The 14,513-nt window shown below is 41.9% G+C and carries 14 protein-coding genes and 1 pseudogene; 7 read left to right on the top strand and 8 right to left on the bottom strand.

All coding sequences use genetic code 11. The features are described from left to right. Window positions 1–52: 52 nt before the first annotated feature. Together AAEY75_RS03830 and AAEY75_RS03825 are read left to right on the top strand one after the other, a co-directional pair. The gene (locus AAEY75_RS03830) at window positions 53–688 is read left to right on the top strand and encodes a trimeric intracellular cation channel family protein (protein WP_352258502.1); all 636 of its coding nucleotides are present in this window, start codon (window positions 53–55) and stop codon (window positions 686–688) included. Window positions 689–799: 111 nt separating this feature from the next. Then, window positions 800–1,457: pseudogene (locus AAEY75_RS03825) on the top strand (trimeric intracellular cation channel family protein). Between the two features lie 75 nt (window positions 1,458–1,532). Here the strand turns inward: AAEY75_RS03825 and recJ are convergent. Continuing rightward, entirely contained in the window at window positions 1,533–3,359 is a 1,827-nt protein-coding gene (gene recJ / locus AAEY75_RS03820; RefSeq protein WP_352258500.1) for a single-stranded-DNA-specific exonuclease RecJ, read from the bottom strand. Between the two features lie 582 nt (window positions 3,360–3,941). On the opposite strand from recJ, the gene AAEY75_RS03815 reads away from it, so the two are divergent. Beyond that, window positions 3,942–4,541: a YbhB/YbcL family Raf kinase inhibitor-like protein gene (locus AAEY75_RS03815; protein WP_352258498.1), complete on the top strand. Its 600-nt coding sequence runs from the start codon at window positions 3,942–3,944 to the stop codon at window positions 4,539–4,541. A gap of 267 nt (window positions 4,542–4,808) precedes the next feature. After that, on the top strand, window positions 4,809–5,324 hold the full coding sequence (locus AAEY75_RS03810; protein WP_352258496.1) for a hypothetical protein: 516 nt from the start codon (window positions 4,809–4,811) through the stop codon (window positions 5,322–5,324). 101 nt (window positions 5,325–5,425) lie between these two features. Here the strand turns inward: AAEY75_RS03810 and AAEY75_RS03805 are convergent, their stop codons facing one another. Then, entirely contained in the window at window positions 5,426–5,662 is a 237-nt protein-coding gene (locus tag AAEY75_RS03805; RefSeq protein ID WP_201552019.1) for a hypothetical protein, read from the bottom strand. 299 nt (window positions 5,663–5,961) lie between these two features. Here AAEY75_RS03805 and AAEY75_RS03800 point away from each other — a divergent pair, with 299 nt between their 5' ends. Both AAEY75_RS03800 and AAEY75_RS03795 read left to right on the top strand, forming a co-directional pair. Beyond that, window positions 5,962–6,129: a hypothetical protein gene (locus AAEY75_RS03800; protein WP_201552020.1), complete on the top strand. Its 168-nt coding sequence runs from the start codon at window positions 5,962–5,964 to the stop codon at window positions 6,127–6,129. A gap of 229 nt (window positions 6,130–6,358) precedes the next feature. Then, on the top strand, window positions 6,359–6,757 hold the full coding sequence (locus AAEY75_RS03795; protein ID WP_201552021.1) for a hypothetical protein: 399 nt from the start codon (window positions 6,359–6,361) through the stop codon (window positions 6,755–6,757). A 127-nt stretch (window positions 6,758–6,884) separates the two neighbouring features. On the opposite strand, the gene AAEY75_RS03790 is transcribed toward AAEY75_RS03795, so the two are convergent. From AAEY75_RS03790 to uvrB, 3 genes are all read right to left on the bottom strand, one after another. Next, entirely contained in the window at window positions 6,885–7,268 is a 384-nt protein-coding gene (locus tag AAEY75_RS03790; protein WP_227669259.1) for a hypothetical protein, read from the bottom strand. Between the two features lie 174 nt (window positions 7,269–7,442). After that, window positions 7,443–8,495 (bottom strand): pyridoxal phosphate-dependent aminotransferase, encoded by a 1,053-nt coding sequence (locus AAEY75_RS03785; RefSeq protein WP_352258493.1) that lies wholly within the window; start codon window positions 8,493–8,495, stop codon window positions 7,443–7,445. A 300-nt stretch (window positions 8,496–8,795) separates the two neighbouring features. Then, a complete protein-coding gene (gene uvrB / locus AAEY75_RS03780; protein ID WP_352258491.1) occupies window positions 8,796–10,907 on the bottom strand; it encodes an excinuclease ABC subunit UvrB in 2,112 nt (703 codons plus the stop codon). A 402-nt stretch (window positions 10,908–11,309) separates the two neighbouring features. Between uvrB and dps the strand changes: the two genes are divergently transcribed. After that, a complete protein-coding gene (dps, locus tag AAEY75_RS03775; protein ID WP_110922451.1) occupies window positions 11,310–11,792 on the top strand; it encodes a DNA starvation/stationary phase protection protein Dps in 483 nt (160 codons plus the stop codon). A 154-nt stretch (window positions 11,793–11,946) separates the two neighbouring features. Here the strand turns inward: dps and AAEY75_RS03770 are convergent, their stop codons facing one another. From AAEY75_RS03770 to AAEY75_RS03760, 3 genes are all read right to left on the bottom strand, one after another. Beyond that, window positions 11,947–12,540: a DUF2059 domain-containing protein gene (locus AAEY75_RS03770; RefSeq protein ID WP_352258489.1), complete on the bottom strand. Its 594-nt coding sequence runs from the start codon at window positions 12,538–12,540 to the stop codon at window positions 11,947–11,949. A 130-nt stretch (window positions 12,541–12,670) separates the two neighbouring features. Then, window positions 12,671–13,753 (bottom strand): cation diffusion facilitator family transporter, encoded by a 1,083-nt coding sequence (locus tag AAEY75_RS03765; protein WP_197216445.1) that lies wholly within the window; start codon window positions 13,751–13,753, stop codon window positions 12,671–12,673. A 154-nt stretch (window positions 13,754–13,907) separates the two neighbouring features. Then, window positions 13,908–14,453, bottom strand: coding sequence for an acyl-CoA thioesterase (locus AAEY75_RS03760; protein ID WP_197216446.1), 546 nt, complete (start codon window positions 14,451–14,453; stop codon window positions 13,908–13,910). Between the last annotated feature and the right edge of the window lie 60 nt (window positions 14,454–14,513).

Genomic DNA, 14,513 nt, shown 5'->3' with positions numbered 1-14,513 from the left:
CAGCTATTTAACATTCTACTATTTTTGATGATTTAGATTTGGTAATACAACCATGGCCCATGTTTTGATTTTTCCTGATATTTTATTGTACTTGTTGGATATGGTGGGCGTGATTGCGTGCGCGATAGCAGGCACCCTATTGGCACAGCATAAAGGCTTCGATATTTCTGGTTGTATCTTAGTTGCGATGGTCAATGCTATTGGCGGTGGTACGCTACGAGATATGGCGCTAGACCGTCATCCGCTGTTTTGGATGACTGACCTCAATTATGTGATTGTTATCACCGTGACATCCCTCATCTTACAAATATTTTTTCATCTATATCATAAGATTGATAAGGCATTGAAGCTGTTCGATGCCATTGGGCTGGCTGCCTTTAGCGTGATTGGTTTTAAAATCGCGTTGAACCAAGATATGTCGCCTATTATTGCTATTATGATGGGTGTATGGACGGCCATGATTGGCGGTATGCTCCGTGATATTATCTGTAATGAGATACCACTGGTACTACAGCGTGAGATTTATATCACGGCTAGTATTGCAGGCTCTGTTGCTTATTTGATTTTGCAACAATTCGGCGTGTCTTCTGGTATCAATGAATTTATCATGTTGTTTATCATCTTTGCAGTACGTATGTTGGCGCTCAAGTTTGATTGGCACTTGCCTTCTATTCGCTTAGTCGCCTAGCTGCTTAGTTGCTTAGTTGCTTAGTCGCTTGGCCACTTAAAATAAGAATAACTGTAGATTTAGTACTCATCATATCTATTTATCATCATCAGAAACTAGTGAGACTTGCTCATGTTGGCCATCTCTGTGGATCCTAAAGCACTAATTACTACGTTTGATCCACGCTCGCTGATATTTGTGTTTGATATGATTGGTATCATCGCTTGTAGTGTGTCGGGCACGATACTGGCCAAACACAAGAACTTTGATATCTTTGGCTGCTTATTGGTATCAATCGTGACTGCTATTGGCGGCGGTACGGTCCGTGACGTGATTTTGGATCGTCATCCATTATTTTGGATGGTAGATATGAGCTATCTGACGGTAATTACAATATCTTCACTCGTGATGCAAATATTCTTTCACCTCAACTCAAAGCGCGTGGATAAGTTCCTCAAACTCTCAGATACCATCGGATTGGCAGCTTTTACCTTAATCGGAATTAAAGTTGCGGAAAGTATGGGGGCAAATATCCCAGTGTCGTTATTACTTGGGGTTATTACGATTATCGTCGGCGGGATTATCCGCGATATGATCTGCAATGAGATACCGCTCGTATTACAGCAGGAGATTTATATCACTGCGGCATTAACTGGCGTATTTTGCTCTCAGCAACCTGGGCTTGACAGATTGGATTGTAGATATATCCACGATGGGTACGATTTTCACTTTGCGTATGCTTGCAATACGTTATGATTGGCAATTCCCCACGCTGGAATGGAAATACTAAAAGCACCTAATAGTTAAGTGCTTCATCTTTGAGCACTTAACTATTAAGTGCTCATTTTTAAATATGCTGCACATCTTATGTCTTTTCGACGATAGCCAAATCTTTTACCATCAGCTGCAAGCTTTTTTTGCCATTCCACTCATTGATATCTAGCTGAAATAACAAATGCACCTGCTCGGCACGGTAATCCCACACATCGCTATCGAAGTTAAAGTAAATAGCTTCAATTGGATACTGCACATCGGGATAGCGCAATGACAGTTTGAGATGCTTGTCCTTTAACACTTTAAAACTTAGCACTTCGAATATCCCATCAAATATCGGCGGTGCAAAACCATGACCCCAAATACTGGCATCCGCTAAGTGCTCAGCAAACCATAAACTAAAGTCACTCGCCTGCAATGCTCCATCTGTGAATTTCTGCTCAGCAAAAACATCATCATTCATCTCTGCCATGACTTCATTAAATGCCGTCACAAACCCATCGAAGTTGCCGCGCTTAATCGTCAAACCTGCTGCCATCGCATGACCACCAAAATGTGTAATCAATTCAGGGTAACGCTCAGCCACTTGCTCAATCGCATCACGAACATGCACGCCAGCGATAGACCGTGCTGATCCTTTAATCGCATCGTCATTACCTATACGCTCTACATCTGCTGGCGCGAAGACAATGCTAGGCAAATAATGACTTTCTTTTAATCGTCCAGCGACGATACCGATCACACCTTGATGCCAATCGTCTTGATATAGCACAATGCTTCTTTTAGCAGTATCAGGCTTAGTGCTACTAACGGCTTTCTTATCAGGCTTACTTTGGATGATGACATCACTGGCTTCATCTATATCGTTATCGGTCTCCACTGCCAACGCTGCCACAATACTATCTGCTTGCGTCCGCATCTCACCCTCTACCTGACGACGGGTACGGTTCAACTGCTCAAGCTCTTGTGCCAATCGCTGTGCGGTGCTCCAATCTTCCGTCAACAAGCACTCAATACCGATGCGCATATTGTCCATGCGCCCAGCAGCGTTGATACGTGGGCCTAACACAAAGCCAAAGTCCTGTGCATGCAACTGTTTAGGGTCACGGCCTGCTTGTTCTAGCAGTGCTAGGATACCTAGGCAACATCGTCCTTGGCGAATAGCATTCAATCCATGATGTACTAAGATACGATTGTTTTTGTCTAGTACCCCAACATCGGCAATCGTTCCAAGCGCTACCAAATCCAAATATTGACTGACTTGTACGGTAGACTTACCAGCCTCTCGGCGAAGCTTGGCCAAGCGTCCAAGCACATAGAATGCTACGCCCACCCCAACCAGTGCCTTACTGGTAAAGTCACAACCAAGCTGATTGGGATTGACCACAGCCTCGGCAGGCGGCGTCTGTTTAGTCGTCAGATGATGGTCAGTGATAATGACAATGATGCCATCGGCCTGCGCACGAGCCACACCCTCATGACTTGATATACCATTATCCACCGTCACTATCATATCGGGTCGATAAGTCTCGATACCCAACTCGACAATCTCTGGCGTCAGACCATAACCGTATTTAAAGCGATCGGGCACTAAAAAATCAACGACTGCGCCCATCTTTGTGAGCGCGCGCATCATCAATGCGGTACTGGTTGCGCCATCACAGTCGAAGTCACCCACAATCAGGATACGTTGACCATCATCAATGGCAATATCTAACAAGCGCACTGCTTCAGTAACGCCATGTAGCATCTCTGCAGGCAGTAGACCTGCTAGTCCTGTCTCAAGCTCATCGGGCTCAGTGATACCTCGACCAGCATATAGCCGGGCAAGCGTTAATGATTGAGCAGCAAGTGGCTGCAGTGCGGTGGGCAACTCGTCGACGCGAGTGCTGGTATAACGGGGGGTTAAATTTAGCATGGGTGTATTCTACTGGCTTTAGCAAAAGGTCACAATGGTCATTTCTAGCGGAACGGTTTATCATTTTTATGTATGACGTTGCTATAGTTGATTCATTTTAAAAGAGAGTCAAGGCAACCGAATGTTGAGGTAACTGTACAGTTTACTAAAACGGTGCGCAGTGTCTGTATTTTTCTGCATTTTGCTACAAAGCAATAATTGTCTGCCTCTTATAAGTCCATAAAATAGACAGCAATTGAGATATTTGTTATTCGTTAAAACTACAATTCGATATTTTGGAGTGTCGGATTTAAGGGTTTTGTGTGTGGTCGTCGCAATGGGTGAAAATCTTTATTTAAAATAAGGATTTTAGTGTTATTTAACTGAATGAAATAGAGCACATGCTTACGTTAATGTTTACATCCATAACCAAGCGCTCCTGTCCAATCTCTTATCTACGTAAGCAGCTCACAACTTAACGCCTTATCACTTAATAAAAACAAAAAAGTTTAAAACTACATAATTGCCCTACATTTGATAGTTACACTCTTCATCGCTAATTCTTTCTATATATCTGGATCGTGTTGATCTTTGGATTTTTAAATGATGAAAAATACCTATGCCTTTTTACTCAGTGCACTGTGCTGCGTAACCTTAAGTGCCTGCAACGACCAAAGTAGGCAATCGCTTGAACAATCAAACCTCAATGATTTTACGCTAACTAGCTCAGAAGTAAGTGATGGCGGTGACTTGCCTATTACTTATACGTGCGATGGGCAAAGCATTAGCCCTCCACTTAACTGGAGCGGTGCACCTAACGCAACCAAATATTATGCGTTAATTATGGATCATAAAGCACCTGAGGGAATGCATTGGTATTGGACCATGTACAACATTGCCGCCGATAAAACGCAAATTAAAGCGGGCGAAACTCTAGGTGAAGTAGGCTCTAATAGCGTAAACGATTTGAACCAATACGCGCCGCCTTGCTCTAAAGGCCCAGGTGAAAAAAGCTATACTTATACTGTGTATGCGTTATCTGCACCGGTTACCTTTAATAGCAATACAAAAGTAGATCGCTCAGCATTACTAGCCGCTATAAAAGATATTACTCTTGATACTGCAAGTATGACGGTTAAATACTCACGAAGCACTAATAGTGCCGAGCACAAGCCGGATTCAAAACCAACACCAGAGGGGTAATCAACGCCTTATAAATCATATTTCAATGTCTATATAAAACAGGCCATTCTTGGACCATCTCAATGCACTACAGGACAGCCAGTTTACAAAAACGGTGCATAGTGACTGTATTTTTATGCATTTTGCTACAAAGCAATGATTGTATGCCTCTTATAAATCCATAAAATAGATAGCAACTGAGATATTTGTTATTCATTAAAACTATAATTCGATATTTTAGAGTGTTTTGTTTTAATTACTTACTTCAATTATTTATAAGGAACCTTTATGAAAACCACACCAAACGCTGAAAAACTACCAAATACGATAGATCCTAGCTTAGACCTCGAACAAACAAAAAAAGAATGTCAAAAGCTGGTCAAAAAACGCGCTAAGTACTCTGCTGGTGTTGCCATCATTCCTGTGCCTTTCTTTGATGTCGCTGTGGATGCTGGCATGCTTACCCAGCTATTGCCTGATATCAGTGAGCGCTTTGGTTTAATTGAAGATCGTCAGTCAGCTGTTGATTTAGAGTCACGAGCCGTTCATTGGGGTGCTTTAAAAGACCGTACTGTTGACTTCGCAGGTCTGATGGCGACACGTGGTATCGTGAAGAAGACAGTACAAGGTTTCGGTGGCCGTATCGCTGCCAAGCAAGTGACAAAATTTATCCCATTAGGTGGTCAAATGGTTGCAGCAACCATGGGCTATATGATTTTCAAAAAAATCGCCAATGACCATATCAATGAATGCTACAAATTAGCGAAAGAGATTCAACAAAAGCAACATGGTAAGAACGTCTAAAAATAGCTATAAAAACATAATAAAAACCAGCTTAGACTATTTGTCTACGCTGGTTTTTTTATATCAACTTAGCAGCGCATATATGCGTTTGATTTTGCTATTTAATGACAGCCTTTTTCATAATACATCTCCAACTCAGAATAATCTATATCGCTAACTATAATGATGTTATCAGCATATGGACGATACTTTCTGAGCATTATTTGTGCTGTTGGTTGCTCACCCAAGTGAATTACGCCATCTTCAAGCCGGACATAATTATCAAAACCAAATGTATCTCCCATAACTTTTGATCCAAAGCCTTTCCAATGACATTGCTGTATATGATGATCAGACATTACATATATGCTTCTTATAAAAAACAGACTGGGTATCAAAGCAATTAAGACACATAAGATAAGTAACTTACGATTCATATGAGATTTTACCTCTAGTTAAAATCTATCTAGATCAGTATTTTTACTATATTACAAGCACAAAGGAGTGAAGCCTCTACTAAGCACATAAATACTCCATGCAAATTTCATCTACTTTATCTATTCAAATCGTTAAAGTAAGATAAATTTTATGTTGGATTTATGGCATGCTGAGTTTTAGAATAAATATTTATGAGTTCATACTATTGTCAGGCTGCATCATGCTTTTCATTGCCTGTATTTCTGCAGCATTCAATAACAGTTTTGACGACTTTTCATGGAAGCACATCACCACATGGTTATTTATCGTCGGTAGTTTACTAATGATTATTGGATATATTGGTTACAAAGTCTACGCTTATTACCATCCTTATGCGTGGCTGGATTAACATAAAAAGTGGCTTGATTTTTCTTAAGTAAGCATTGATAGTGTTATTAACGTATTTTGCTGATAATATACGAGTTGCTAAAGAGAATACTAATTCTGACTAGCAACCATTAAGTCGTGTTGAACATTCGCAGATAGACACTGTCAGTGATATTGCTGAATAGTCAACACGACCTAATTCGTATCAGACATTAATCTTGAAAAATCATAAAACCTCAAAGGAAAATTCTGTGAAAAAACTTCTAGTTTCGACCGCTATGCTTGCCACTCTTGCTCTAGCTGGCTGTACATCCACAGGTACTGGCACGACTACAGGCACTAGCGCTGGCACAGCCATGACAACTGCAAGTAGTATTGGTATGAATATATTTACATCAGCCATTGATACGCAATGCCGCAGCGAAATTGAAAAACAAAATGCATGGCGCGTTGCTAGTGTTGCGATGACTGATGCGCAGCAAGAAACTGTTAAAACCAATGTCTGTGGCTGCGTCAGTGAGCAAGCACCTCAACAAGTGACCATGATTGAATTGGGTAATGCAGCAATAGACTCAAGCTATCGCACTGAGTTGGTCGCTAACGTGGTCGCTAAATCACTACAAAGCTGCTATACCAGTCTCGTTAAATAAGTCACTTATTAACGATATGTAGACGAATAAAAAAGGGCTAGGTTATCATCGATAACCTAGCCCTTTTCTTATCAATGTTATAAATCATAATAACAATTGAATGATACAAATCAGTTAAAGCCAGTACCTAATATTTATCAGCCTCTGTAATAACGGCATCACTGCCTCCTAATGCAGGCGTAAGAGGCAAGACTTTGCTGCGACGGAAATACTTAGAGTGACTGTCTATAATATCATTTACGTTACCTACCACATCGTCGATGACATCATCATAAATTCCATGATGTAGCTCAGTCGCAAAAGAAGTAAAAGGATGCTTTCGAGCTGCGGCTCTGACGTCAGTGATTCCTGCCTTAGTATAAAAAATATTGACACTACCATCGCTATTTAGCACGCAGGTCAGCTCCCCTTCCTCAACCGTCATCTCTATTAGCTCAGGCTTAAATATATAGTCATCCACATCTAGTAACTGTTTTTCTATGCCCTTTTTAAATAATGCTTTAACGTCCATTATAATTATGTCCTTTTTATTCGATATTTTTTGATCTTGATAAGTCAAAAGTAGCTATACACTGTGTTTGCTTATCCTATTAGAAGGACGGATGTTTGTTAAGGGGTAATGTGTAAAACTGCGTTTAAGGTTGGTAAAAACTAGATGCCAACTAACCGCTTAACCCAATGAGAATCACACCCAACCCTTTTCACGAAATGACTTAAGCACTTCGACGAATACTGCCATTTCATCAGGTCTACCAAGCGTCAAGCGATTGAAACCTGTAATAGGCGCAAACTCACGACCGACGGCAATGCCATGTTCGCGCATTCTATCGATATAGGTTTGTACATCGCCTTTTATTTCATGGAATATAAAGCTGGCCTGCGATGGCAAGTAACGCAGACCTAGCTCATCTAACGTCTGCTCGACCAGCTGACGTGACTGATTGGCAGTACGCAAGCTCAATGCTAAAAATGCTTCGTCGTCTAAAGTTGCCATCGCTGCGACAGTACCCGACAAATTGGTATTATCAATTGATATGAACGCTTCTAGCTTAGCAGTCATTTGTGGGCTAGCAACCGCATAGCCGACACGCATGCCCGCGAGCGCACACAGTTTCGAAAATGTCCGCAACACGACGATATTGTCTGAGTATTGCTTCTTTATCCAAGTAACACCACTCTCAAAGCTTAAGTCAGTGACGTATTCCGAATAAGCCTCATCCAATAAGAAATAATGATGGTCTGGTGCCGCCCCTACCCATTTTTTCAGTTTATTCGTATCAGTAATTGTCGCGGTTGGATTATTAGGATTACACAGATAAAACAAGCTGATACCGTCAAAATCATCGGCCACTTTTTGCATATTTTGTAAATCAAGAGAATGGCTTTCAGGCGTTAGCGGTACTTTTACCACAGCCACATTAATAGAAGTCGCATACAATTCAGCATAGGCAAAGGTTGGGTGCGGTACGATCAATTGGAATTTTTTGCCTTCTCTCAAAGCTTTATTCTGCAGCATCTGTACAACCGTACGGATGTTTTCGCTAGAGCCGCAGCCTAGAGATATTTGGCTTTCTGTCACACCGTTTATATCAGCAATTCGACTAATCAGAGCAACTCGTTGATCGTCTGGGTAACGAAAGCCGATATTTAGGGAGTCGATAACGGCTTGTTTGGCAGAGTTTGCCATACCTAGTGAGTTTTCGTTAGAGTTTAATTCTATTAAATTATTGGTAAGCACAATATAAATACGCCTAGTTAGTACCCATACCAAATATTGAATTCACAGTGTCAGTATCAGACTTGCCAAGTTTATTAGACAATGTGCTTGCGACTGAAAGTTCTTGCGACTGTTTATCACTGCTCTCATTATTTGGAATGATATGATTTATGGATGGAGAGACTCACTTGCATAAGTGCTGATATGGTAAGTGGCATCGATTATTATTACAAGGATTCTGATATCAAATGATGCATAAAAAATGAGCCACAGAATATGTAGCTCATCTTTTCTAACATCGAATAAAAGCTAAATCATACCTTAGATTAAATGTGCTTTTAATTCTAATACTTTGTCACGCGTCTTCGCTGCATCCTCAAACTTCAAGTCACGAGACATCTGTTTCATGAGCTTTTCAAGACGGCTGATTTCTTTGGCAAGCAAATCAGGGCTACGTAAGATGCTGATATCGACATCAGGCAGATTGCTCTTGATTGGAATTACTTGATTGTCATTGGCATTTTGATCGTCACCCGTATCGATTTTATCCGTGATACTACGACGCGCACCCTTCGGCGTGATGTTATGCTCTAGGTTAAACGCCACTTGTTTTTCACGGCGACGGTCAGTCTCGTCTATCGCCTTTTGCATACTGTTGGTAATGCGGTCCGCATATAGAATGGCTTTACCATTGATATGACGCGCGGCGCGGCCAATGGTCTGAATCAAAGCACGCTCAGAACGCAAAAATCCTTCTTTATCGGCATCAAATATCGCAACCAATGACACTTCTGGCATATCCAGACCTTCACGCAACAGGTTGATACCGACCAGTACATCATGCACACCTGTACGCAGCTCATGAATAATCTGCATACGCTCGACGGTATCGATATCAGAATGCAAATACGCGACTTTGACATCATATTCTTTGAGATAACTGGTCAAATCTTCTGACATGCGCTTGGTCAACGTGGTAATCAATACACGTTCATCTTTTTCGCGGCGTTTGGTAATCTCCGATAACACATCATCGACTTGCGTCAATACGGGACGTATCTCAATCTCAGGATCAATCAAACCCGTTGGGCGTACCACCTGCTCGACGACCTGCTCGCTGTGCTCAAGCTCATACAACGCTGGCGTGGCACTCACATAAATCGTCTTTGGCTTGATACGCTCCCACTCTTCAAACTTCATCGGGCGGTTGTTCATTGCGCTTGGTAGGCGGAAACCGTAATTGACCAAGTTTTCTTTACGTGATCTATCGCCTTTATACATCGCCCCAATTTGCGAGACGGTCACGTGTGACTCATCAAGGAACAGCAGTGCATCTTCTGGTATATAATCAAACAACGTCGGCGGAGCCTCTCCTGATGGACGACCAGACAGATGCTGCGAGTAGTTTTCAATACCGTTACAGTAGCCGAGCTGCTGAATCATCTCAAGATCATACTGAGTACGCTCTTTGAGACGCTGTGCTTCAATCAGTTTATTGTTTTCGCGGAAATACTCCAATCGTGGCTCTAGCTCCGCACGTATAGTATGGCTAGCAGCTTCTAGCTTATTACGCGGCGTCACATAATGTGATTTTGGATAAATGGTAATACGTGGCACGCTACGCACGGTCTTGCCCGTTAATGGATCGAACCAAGTAATTTTCTCTACTTCATTATCAAATAAATGCACACGTACGGCCAACTGCTCAGACTCAGCCGGATAGATATCTAGTAGCTCACCACGCAAGCGATACGTACCACGGCCAAAATCCAACTCGTTACGCATATACTGCATTTCAACTAGCCGCTTAATCGTCGCCGTACGATCTATGTTATCGCCCACGACCACATGCAATAGCATTTTTAGATAGCTTTCAGGATCACCCAAACCATAGATACAAGATACTGACGCCACGATAATCGCATCACGACGCTCTAATAGCGCACGTGTGGCTGACAGTCGCATCTGATCGATATGATCGTTGATGGCGCTGTCTTTTTCAATGAAAGTGTCACTCGCCGCTACATAAGCCTCAGGCTGATAATAGTCATAATAACTGACGAAGTATTCAACCGCATTGTTAGGAAAGAATGATTTGAACTCGCCATATAGCTGAGCTGCAAGCGTTTTGTTATGTGCCATGATAATGGTTGGGCGCTGCGTCTCAGAGATGACCTTCGCCATGGTATACGTCTTACCAGAACCCGTCACACCCAATAGCAACTGCTCATCCATGCCCGAATTAATACCGTTGACTAGCTTCTTGATCGCTTGTGGCTGATCCCCTGCTGGCTCAAAATCTGTGACCATCTCAAAAGCACGGCTCGATATTTGCGTCCCTGACGCATTGACACCACTAATTTCAGCCTCGCCTTGGAGCTGAGTGGCCAATTGATTTAACTGACGCGATGAACGCGGTTCAGGCATACGCATAATGGCTTTCTTCCTAATTCTTATAATGAGGTAAGGTTTATAACAATATGGGGTCTGAATGTTCGTTTTTAAAGGACAATCATGGGCTGAATACAATGTTAGTAGATACCAGTCCTAGCTTATATATGGGTTCATAAGACCGATATTGTATACGCCTGTTTTGGCAAAAATTCTAAGACAGTTATAAAAAACTCACATGATTTTGGCTATATTTACAAAGCTTTTCATGGTTAACAAACTCTTTACACGACCACCTAACAAAGCCTAACGCTTGAGGGTTCCAATAACGATTTAAGCTGCTATTATTTATAACGAATCAAAGAGCAGTACCGATACAATCTATCAAATAACAATAAGCTGAATATTTAATTCAATAAAACAAAATACATAATGGAGTAAGATATGAGAGAACGTTACGCAAGTGGAATATCAGACGAAACAGCCAAAAACATGGTAGAGCTGTTAAATGCGAATTTAGCCAACGTCATCGATTTAACATTAGATGGCAAGCAGTGTCATTGGAATCTACAAGGTACTGGCTTTATCGGTGTGCATCAGCTATTAGATGACACGTCAGACCGTATCCTTGAAGTGTCAGATACTATTGCTGAACGTATTGTAATTTTAGGCGGTCAACCGAACGGTTTGGCCAGTCGTGTGGTAAAAGAGTCCATCCTAGACGACTACCCAACGGATATCACTGAAGTCGATCAACATGTTCGCGAGTTGACTAGCCGCTACAAGAAAGTAGCCGAAACATTGCGTAAAGCAATCGCTACTGCTGGCGATGCAGGTGACGAAGATACCGCTGATTTATTTACAGAAGCCAGTCGTATCATTGACAAAGATGCATGGTTCATCGGTGCGAATGCCCCTAGTAAGTAACCCTAGCAATCAATAAGCAGATAACTTACCGAGCATTTGAAACGTAAGTTTAAAACATAAAAAGGTCGCCAAATATGGCGACCTTTTTTATGCTTATAGACTTTTATATAAACGATTTTTGGAGTGAATGAGTCTAGATTAATAAGGCTTTACATTACTCTTCAAGTTTAAGGGCTTTAATATCTGCAGCCATTCTTGGCATAATATCTTGCACCTTTTCCATAGTAGACTTCATAACAATAGGCATTACTTTTGCCATATAATCTTTCATCATATCAGGCTGTTTATCAATGATACTTTGGCCCGTTTTGCTACTATAAAATGCTATCTGTGCATCAACCTCTGTTTGGTCAAAGTGCTGTTTCGCTGTTTCCATATAAACCTTGATAACTTGTTGATTCACGCTGTCCCTGTCGCTGTTGTCTGTCATCTCTTTACTATATTTACTGACAATACCTTCTAGACGTTGGCGCTGATCTGTACTCAAATTATCAACCAGCAGCGAAGATAACATGGACTGCGTCACTTGATCTGTGATGCCACTGTCACTAGACATGTCATTCATCATCTCAACGACCTTAGTGACCTTAATGAGTTTTAATAGAGAGGCATCCGTCGGTACTGCTGCTTGTACAGATAGCGTTGACACCGCCATCAAACTGACCGCACTTATGCTTAAAGATACAGCAAATACGGTGTTCTTCAGTATAGCGCTCTTAAATAAAGTTCTCTTAAATAAAGTTCTCATATAATTATCACCCTATGGTTTGTTAGCTACTTTTTAGTGGACTATAGTCGATTAAATTAAAAGATAGTATAAGGCAGCCGAGTACAGATGTATATTGAATACTTCAAGCGAGGTTAACGCAGTAACAGTTTTAAAATGGAGTAACTATATCCGGTAAAGCCAAAACATCTGCATCTGGTACGGATAGTGTCAAGATAACTTCTTGAAACAACGGATCTTTGCGAAATTGGTTTTCGATAGCTTCAAACTTATGAGCGATTTCTCTCTCTTTTTGATTACCGGCGATGTCTACTGCCGCCACCATAAATATTTTTTTGGGTCCTACCCACTCTAGATGTAAGTACGAGACACTATCAATATCTGCATGACTCAGTAACTCACTTAACGCATAGCCATGTATCTGCTCTGATACTTTGTAACCAACCAAAAAGTCACGGTTACGGCTAATCAAAAATATGGCTACAGCGCCCAACAATATGCCAACGATAATAGAGCCTAATGCATCCCAAAATGGCTGTCCAGTATAAGCATGCATGCCCATCGAAGCAGCAGCAACCGCCAAGCCAATGACAGCGGCCAAGTCTTCGAAGAACACACCACGTAACGTTGGGTTAGATGTATTGATCACATAACCGATGGCACTGACATTAATTGCTTCACCATGTTTTTTACTTTGTAAATAAGCCTGCCCTAACGAAAACCCTTCGAGCACAAACGCGACTGCTAATATAATAAAACCGATGGTATAGTTGGTCTCACTCTCCGCTGCATTCCATTCGGTGATACCCGTATAAATGGAGACGATAGAGCCTGCCATAAACACACCAAAGGCGGCAATCATCGACCAGACATACGACTCCTTGCCGTAACCCAATGGGTGACTGCTATCCGCAGGTTTAACTGCCTTCTTTTCTGCGACAATGAGCAAGGTACCGTTGCCAGCATCTGCCCAAGAATGCGCGGACTCCGCTATCATAGAAGCAGAACCTGTCATAACTGCTGCAACGGTTTTTGCAATAGCGATAACGAGGTTAGCCCCGACGGCAATCAATACCGTCGTCAATGAGCCAGAGTGTGGCTCACTTTCATCGGTAGCAACATTAGCAGCATGATTAGGATCTACACTATCCATACCAGCACCACGCGCAATTCGTGTGGTTGGTTGAGCGATAGGCGTGGCTTGCAATTTGGTTTCTGGCGGCTTCAGACTCATAGTAGCCTCGATACAGACGTGTTAAACATAGATATTTAGATACTCAACGAGATAGTCGACTCAAAGTGACCATCTCAAGATAACTGGGATACATACTTAGGAACTTAGGAACTTAGGAAGAGTAAATTAACTCACTACCTATATTCCCATTATTTTAACGCTCATGCTCACCATCCAACTCTCCGACCATCTCTTTTAACTCACAGCTTGGACGATGCGAGCTTTGCATACGCAAGTTTTTACGATCTAACGCAGCATCAGCACGGCACTGTTGCAGATTATTTTTAATCTCAAGTGGTGGCACTGCTGTTGGCTTACCCTTATCATCGATAGCGACCATCGTAAAGTAACAACTATTGGTATGACGAACGGTACGAGCACGCACATCTTCCGCTTCAACACGAATGCCAATCTCCATCGACGTATTTCCCACATAGTTAACACTGGCAGCAAAGGTCACCAGTTCACCCACATAGATAGGCTCTCGAAACATCACTTGGTCGACAGACAGTGTCACTACATAGTTACCGCTATAGCGACTGGCACAGGCATAAGCCACCTGATCAAGCATCTTTAACAAATCACCACCATGCACATTGCCAATGAAATTCGCCATGTCGGGCGTCATGAGTATCGACATGTATAGCTCACTGTTTAAGGGAGCTTTTTGAGCGGATGTGCTGGTGTTAGATTGTGGCATGATGATCCTTATTTTTAGAAATTTTTATGTGTATATATTTGCATGCCAGTATGACAGATT

The organism is Psychrobacter sp. TB55-MNA-CIBAN-0194 (assembly GCF_040309505.1).
Classification (GTDB): domain Bacteria; phylum Pseudomonadota; class Gammaproteobacteria; order Pseudomonadales; family Moraxellaceae; genus Psychrobacter; species Psychrobacter fozii.
This window is presented reverse-complemented; position numbering and strand designations above follow the sequence as displayed.

Coding starts and splice junctions, on each gene's coding strand:
- AAEY75_RS03830 (WP_352258502.1), top strand. CDS start 53: ATGGCCCATGTTTTGATTTTTCCTGATATTTTATTGTACTTGTTGGAT.
- recJ (WP_352258500.1), bottom strand. CDS start 3,359: ATGCTAAATTTAACCCCCCGTTATACCAGCACTCGCGTCGACGAGTTG.
- AAEY75_RS03815 (WP_352258498.1), top strand. CDS start 3,942: ATGATGAAAAATACCTATGCCTTTTTACTCAGTGCACTGTGCTGCGTA.
- AAEY75_RS03810 (WP_352258496.1), top strand. CDS start 4,809: ATGAAAACCACACCAAACGCTGAAAAACTACCAAATACGATAGATCCT.
- AAEY75_RS03805 (WP_201552019.1), bottom strand. CDS start 5,662: ATGTCTGATCATCATATACAGCAATGTCATTGGAAAGGCTTTGGATCA.
- AAEY75_RS03800 (WP_201552020.1), top strand. CDS start 5,962: ATGCTTTTCATTGCCTGTATTTCTGCAGCATTCAATAACAGTTTTGAC.
- AAEY75_RS03790 (WP_227669259.1), bottom strand. CDS start 7,268: ATGGACGTTAAAGCATTATTTAAAAAGGGCATAGAAAAACAGTTACTA.
- uvrB (WP_352258491.1), bottom strand. CDS start 10,907: ATGCGTATGCCTGAACCGCGTTCATCGCGTCAGTTAAATCAATTGGCC.
- dps (WP_110922451.1), top strand. CDS start 11,310: ATGAGAGAACGTTACGCAAGTGGAATATCAGACGAAACAGCCAAAAAC.
- AAEY75_RS03770 (WP_352258489.1), bottom strand. CDS start 12,540: ATGAGAACTTTATTTAAGAGAACTTTATTTAAGAGCGCTATACTGAAG.
- AAEY75_RS03765 (WP_197216445.1), bottom strand. CDS start 13,753: ATGAGTCTGAAGCCGCCAGAAACCAAATTGCAAGCCACGCCTATCGCT.
- AAEY75_RS03760 (WP_197216446.1), bottom strand. CDS start 14,453: ATGCCACAATCTAACACCAGCACATCCGCTCAAAAAGCTCCCTTAAAC.